8 protein-coding genes are annotated in these 5415 nt (G+C 73.2%); 1 reads left to right on the forward strand and 7 read right to left on the reverse strand.

Annotated elements, in window-relative coordinates:
• The 4 genes from AB0C29_RS31570 to AB0C29_RS31585 all read right to left on the reverse strand — a co-directional run.
• Positions 1–321: hypothetical protein (locus tag AB0C29_RS31570; protein ID WP_360827851.1), on the reverse strand; the 321-nt coding region annotated here is incomplete at its 3' end.
• Positions 322–362: 41 nt separating this feature from the next.
• Positions 363–857, reverse strand: a complete 495-nt coding sequence (locus AB0C29_RS31575; RefSeq protein WP_360827854.1) for an NUDIX domain-containing protein — start codon at positions 855–857, stop codon at positions 363–365.
• Between the two features lie 5 nt (positions 858–862).
• Entirely contained in the window at positions 863–1357 is a 495-nt protein-coding gene (locus AB0C29_RS31580) for an NUDIX domain-containing protein (RefSeq protein WP_360827857.1), read from the reverse strand.
• Between the two features lie 30 nt (positions 1358–1387).
• Positions 1388–2257 (reverse strand): SDR family NAD(P)-dependent oxidoreductase, encoded by an 870-nt coding sequence (locus tag AB0C29_RS31585; RefSeq protein ID WP_360827860.1) that lies wholly within the window; start codon positions 2255–2257, stop codon positions 1388–1390.
• Positions 2258–2296: 39 nt separating this feature from the next.
• Here AB0C29_RS31585 and AB0C29_RS31590 point away from each other — a divergent pair, with 39 nt between their 5' ends.
• Complete coding sequence (locus AB0C29_RS31590; RefSeq protein ID WP_360827863.1) at positions 2297–2947, forward strand: TetR family transcriptional regulator; 651 nt, start codon at positions 2297–2299, stop codon at positions 2945–2947.
• Here the strand turns inward: AB0C29_RS31590 and AB0C29_RS31595 are convergent.
• The 3 genes from AB0C29_RS31595 to AB0C29_RS31605 all read right to left on the reverse strand — a co-directional run.
• Positions 2910–3662, reverse strand: coding sequence for an alpha/beta hydrolase (locus tag AB0C29_RS31595; RefSeq protein ID WP_360827866.1), 753 nt, complete (start codon positions 3660–3662; stop codon positions 2910–2912). The two genes, AB0C29_RS31590 and AB0C29_RS31595, sit on opposite strands and share 38 nt — an antisense overlap.
• Positions 3663–3740: 78 nt before the next feature.
• Complete coding sequence (locus AB0C29_RS31600; protein WP_360827869.1) at positions 3741–4418, reverse strand: response regulator transcription factor; 678 nt, start codon at positions 4416–4418, stop codon at positions 3741–3743.
• Positions 4415–5415: ATP-binding protein (locus AB0C29_RS31605; RefSeq protein WP_360827872.1), on the reverse strand; the 1001-nt coding region annotated here is incomplete at its 5' end. The genes AB0C29_RS31605 and AB0C29_RS31600, both read right to left, overlap by 4 nt.

Below are 5415 nucleotides of genomic sequence, written 5' to 3' on the forward strand. Positions count from 1 at the left end.
TGCTGCTCGGTGAGCTGGGCCGGCGCGAGGGGCTGCGCGAGGGCGCGACGGTCGACCGGGCCGCAGGACCCGGACGATGCTGCTCCACACCGACATCTGCATGAGCACCCCCAGCGGCGCCACGACCAGCGGCGCCCAGAGCGCGACGGCGGCGAGCCGCTCGAGATCCAGACGGGCGGCCGAACCGGCCGGCAGCGCTTCGGCGGCCGAGCCCGCCACGGAATGGGTGAACAGGCCGAGACCGACCATCCCACCGACAAAACAGAGCAGGGCCAATCCGGTACGGGCCTTCGGCGGCAGCCGGTCGAGCAGCGTGAACACGGAACCTCCAGGGAATCTCTCCCCTGATCGGCCGCCGCGGCTCAGTCCAGCGCGAATGTGCCCTTCGTCTCGAACGCCGCCAGGTCCTGCAGGGCCCGCAGCACCAGGCCGCCCGAGCCCTCCGGCAGCGCGTCCGGGGCGAACCAGCCCGCGTCCACGCTCTCGTCGGTCACCCGTTCCAGCTCGCCGTCGTAGCCGTCGACCCGGCACATCAGGGAGATGTACTGGTAGCTGTGCCCGTACGGGTTCGGGTACCAGTCGCGGGCCCGGGTGTAGAGGCCGAACGGGGTGACGTCCCGCGCCACCAGGCCGGCTTCCTCGCGTACCTCCCGGATCGCGCACTCGCGCAAGGTCTCGCCCAGCTCCATCGTGCCGCCGGGCAGGGCCCAGGTCCGGTCGTCGGAGCGCTGGATCAGCAGGATCCGGCCGTCCGGGTCGCGGACGACGCCGTGCGCACCGATCGAGATCAGCACGCGGTCGTCGCCGGCCAGCGTGCGCAGACCGCCGATGTACGACTCTTCCCAGGACAGTCCCACTGTCGTCACTCCAGGGTGAAGGTGCCCGCGGTCTCGAACGCCGCGAGGTCGGTCAGGGTACGCCGGACACCCTCACGCAACGGCTCGGGCAGGGCACCGGGCGCGAACCACCCGGCGTCGGTGGTCTCGTCCGTGGCCCGCACCAGCTCCCCCTCGTACGCGTCGATCCGCGCCGTCATGGTGATGTGCTGGTACGTGTGCCCGTACATGTCGGGGCCCCGCTCCGGCGACCGGGTGTAGACCGCGAACGGGGTGAGCTCGCGGACCTCCAGGCCGGTCTCCTCCCGTACCTCGCGCACCGCGCAGTCGCGCAGCGACTCACCGAGCTCCATCATCCCGGCGGGCAGCGCCCAGGTCCCGTTGTCGGAGCGACGGACCAGCAGCACCCGGCCGGTGCCGTCGCGCAGCACGCAGCGGGAGCCGACGCTGATCAGGGTGCGGCCGTTGCCGGCCAGGGCCCGCAGCTGCCCGAAGTAGGACTCGTCCCATGACAGTGCCATGCGACCACCCTGCCAGATCGGGGCGGGCGCTCAGCTGCCCGGCCGCACCGGCAGCTCCGCCGGGTACGGCTGACCGAAGTCCGCCGACCGGCTCACGTCCTGCCACGCCCCCGCCTCGTCGAGCTGGCGGCGGGAGTAGTCCAGCGCCATCTCGCTGGCGTTCACGCCGAGCGGCAGGTGCGTGGGGGCGGCACCGCTCTTGACCGTCCGCACGATGATCTCCGCGGCCCGGTCGGGGTCGCCGGCCGCGCCACCGGCCCCGGCCCGGACCCGGCGGTGCATGGCGCCGATGGTGGCGTCGTAGTCGGCCGGGATGGTGTCGACGGACATGGAGGAGCCGGCCCAGTCCGTGGCGAAGCCGCTGGGCTCGACGACCAGCACCTTGATGCCGAACGGCGCGGTCTCGGCGGCGAGCACCCGGCTGAAGCCGTCGACGGCGAACTTGGCCGCCTGGTAGCTGGCGATGCCGGGCGAACCGCCGACCCGGCCGCCGATCGAGGAGAACTGCACGACGGTGCCGCCGCCCTGGGCCCGCAGCGGCGCGATGACCGCCCGGGAGACGTGGTAGACACCCCAGAAGTTGGTCTCGAACTGGGTGCGGAAGTCGGCCTCGGCGCCGGTCTCGATGGGGGCGACGTTGGCGTATCCGGCGTTGTTGACGACCACGTCGAGGCGGCCGAAGCGGGCGATCGCGGCGGCGACGGCCTCGTCGGTCTGGGCGGCGTCGGTGACGTCGAGGGGCAGGGTGAGGATGCGGTCGCCGTACTTGTCAGCGAGGTCGGCCAGCTGCTCGGGCCGGCGGGCGGTGGCGACCACCTGGTCGCCGGCTTCGAGGGCGGCCACGACGAGGGCGCGGCCGAGGCCGCGGGAGGATCCGGTGATGAACCAGGTCTGTGTCATGCCTTTAACAAAACACGGTTGCGTTAAGATTGGCCAGTGATGAGCACCTCATTCCAGCGGGCCCGCTCCGCCGCCGCCAAGGAGCAGCGCGAGGCGGCGATCCTGGCTGCCGCAACGGAGCTCGGGGCCCGGCGCGGCATCCGCCAGGTGACGCTCACCGACATCGCCGAGGCGGTGGGCATGCACAAGTCCGCCCTGCTGCGGTACTTCGAGACCCGGGAGCAGATCTTCCTCAGGCTCACCGCGGCCGGCTGGCGGGACTGGTCGGCGGCGTTGTGCGCGGCGCTGCGGGATTGCCCGCCGCAGGCCGGCGCGGTGGCGGGCGTGCTGGCGGACAGCCTGGTGGAGCGCCCGATGTTCTGCGACCTGCTCGCCCAGGCCCCGCTCAACCTGGAACGCAACGTGTCCCTCGAGTCGGTACGCGCGTTCAAGCTCGTCACCCTCACCGAGGTGGAGGCGATCCGGGCCGAGCTGCACCGGCTGCTCGGGCTCACCGAGGAGCAGAGCGTCGACGTCATCGCGACGGCGACCAGCATGGCCGGGGCGCTGTGGCAGATGGCGACACCCGGCCCCGAGGTCAGCGCCCTCTACCGCGAGGACCCGCGGCTGGCCCACGCCGTCGTGGAGGTCGGGCCGCGGCTGACCCGGGTGCTCACCGCTCTGCTGACAGGAATGCGTCCAGCAGCGTGACCAGGCGCACCGGGGTCTCGTCCATGGCGTAGTGCCCGGCGTTGGCCAGCACCTCCAGCCGGGCGTTCGGGTAGTGGGCCAGCCAGGTCCCCCGCATCGCCGCCTCGCCCAGGGCGGGGTCGTGCTCGCCGGCGACCGCCAGCACCGGCACCGGATTGCCGGCGATCTCGGCGCTGAAGTCGGTCCGCGCCCAGGCCGGCAGGTACGCGGCGAAGGCCTTGGCGTCGGAGCCGTCCAGCGAGGCCCGCACCATCCGGTCCAGCCAGCTGCCCGCGAGCCGGTTGCCGGTGGTGAGATCGATGATGGCCCGCCGGGTGGCCGGGCTCTCGGCGGCCCCGCTGAACAGCGCCCAGCCCTGCTCGTCGAAGGGCACGCCGCTCGCGGGCACCGGGCTGATGCCCACCAGCCGCTCGACCCGGTCCGGCGCGTCGGCCAGCACCCGCTGCGCCACGATCCCGCCCATCGAGTGGCCGACCAGTGAGAACCGGTCCCAGCCGAGCTCGTCGGCCACCGCCAGCATGTCGGCGGCGGCCTCCGCGATCGTGTACGCGCCCGGGACGTCGCGGCGCTCGCCGTAGCCACGCAGGTCGGGGAAGGCGTACGTGAAGCGCGAGCCGTCGATCAGCTCGGGCAGGCCACCCCACCCCCGGGCGGAACCGAACCAGCCGTGCAACGCCAGAACGTGAACAGGTCCACTACCGACAGTCAAAACCATGCCCGCATTGTGCCCATCGGGGGCCGCGAAGCCCAGGACCGCCCGAGTCGGATTTCGGCCACGAGACACCCCTGGCGGTCAGGCGGTGAAGCGGTAGCCGATACCCGGTTCGGTGATGAGGTACCGGGGCCGGGCGGGCTGCGGCTCGATCTTGCGCCGCAGGTTGGCCAGGTGCACGCGCAGGTAATTGGTCTCGGTCTCGTAGGCCGGCCCCCACACCTCCTGCAGCAGCTGCCGGTGCCCGACGAGCTTGTCCCGGTTGCGGACCAGGACCTCCAGCAGATGCCACTCCGTCGGCGTGAGCCGGACCGGCTCCCCGGAGCTGCCGGTGAGCCGCTTGGCCGCCAGGTCGAGGACGAAGTCGGCCGTGGTGATGACGGCGATGTCGGTGCCGGGCGTGGCGCGGCGCAGAGCGGCCCGGATCCGGGCGAGGAGCTCGTCCATGCCGAACGGCTTGGTGACGTAGTCGTCGGCGCCCGCGTCGAGGGCGGCCACCTTGGCGGCCTCGCTGTCCCGGGCCGACAGCACGATGATCGGGACCTGGGTCCAGCCCCGCAGCCCCTCGACGACCGTGACGCCGTCGAGGTCGGGCAGGCCCAGGTCGATGATCGCCAGGTCCGGCGGGGTCCGGGCGGCCAGGGCCAGCGCGGTGGTGCCGTCGGCGGCCGTGACGACCTCGTAGCGGCGGGCGGTGAGGTTGATCCGCAGCGCGCGCAGCAGGTGGGTGTCGTCGTCGACGAGCAGGATCCGGGTCACGGGGTGACCGGCCGGACCGCGGCGACGGGCAGGGTGATGGTCATGGTCAGTCCGCCGTCCGGGGTGTCGCCCGGGGTCAGCGTGCCGCCCTGGGCCTCGGTGAAACCTCTGGCGATGGCCAGGCCGAGACCGAGCCCGGTGCCGGCCTGGTCGTTCAGGCGCTGGAACGGCGCGAACACACGGTCGCGGTCGGCGGCCGCGATGCCCGTACCGTGGTCGATCACCCGCAGCCGCAGCCGATCGTCCTCGGCGCGGCCCCGGATCACGACCGGCCGTCCGGCCGGGGTCGCGGCGACGGCGTTCGACAGCAGGTTGGCGACGACGCGTTCCAGCAGGCCGGCGTCGGCCTCGGCCCAGGGCAGGTCGTCGGGGATGTCCACGTCGACGGCGACGCCGTGGGTGTCGGTGATCATGACGGCTCGGGCCACGACGGCGTCCAGGGCGGTCGGGCCGGCGTGCACGGACAGCACCCCGGCCTCCAGGCGGCTCAGCGAGAGCAGGTTGTCCACGACAGTGGTGAGCCGGTCGGTGGACTCCTCCACGGTGGCCAGCAGCTCGGCCCGGTCGTCCGCGCTGAACTCGACGTCGGACTGCCGCAGGCTCGACACCGCGGCCTTGATCCCGGCGAGCGGCGTACGCAGGTCGTGGCCGACCGCGCCGAGCAGCGCGGCCCGGACCCGGTCGATCTGGGCCAGTTCCTCGGCCCGGGCGGCCTGACCGGCGAGCCGCTGGGTCTGCAGAGTCCGGGCCGCGGTGGCGGCCAGGCGCTGCAGGGCCCGCCGGTCCTCGGCGAACAACTCCGGCCCCCACCCGATCAGCCGCACCCCTCCCCCGGCCGCGACCGACAGCACCGGCTCGCCGTGCGGTGTCGGCCCGACCTCCTCGACCGTGCGTCCGTCGTCGGTGAGCGCGACGGTGTCCATCCGGTAGGTCAGCCGCACCTGCTCCAGCAGCCGGGTCAGCGAGGCCCGCTCGATCGGCTGGGTGCTGGCCGCGG

Origin of the sequence: Actinoplanes sp. NPDC048791 (genome assembly GCF_040650095.1) — a bacterium.
Classification (GTDB): Bacteria; Actinomycetota; Actinomycetes; order Mycobacteriales; family Micromonosporaceae; genus Actinoplanes.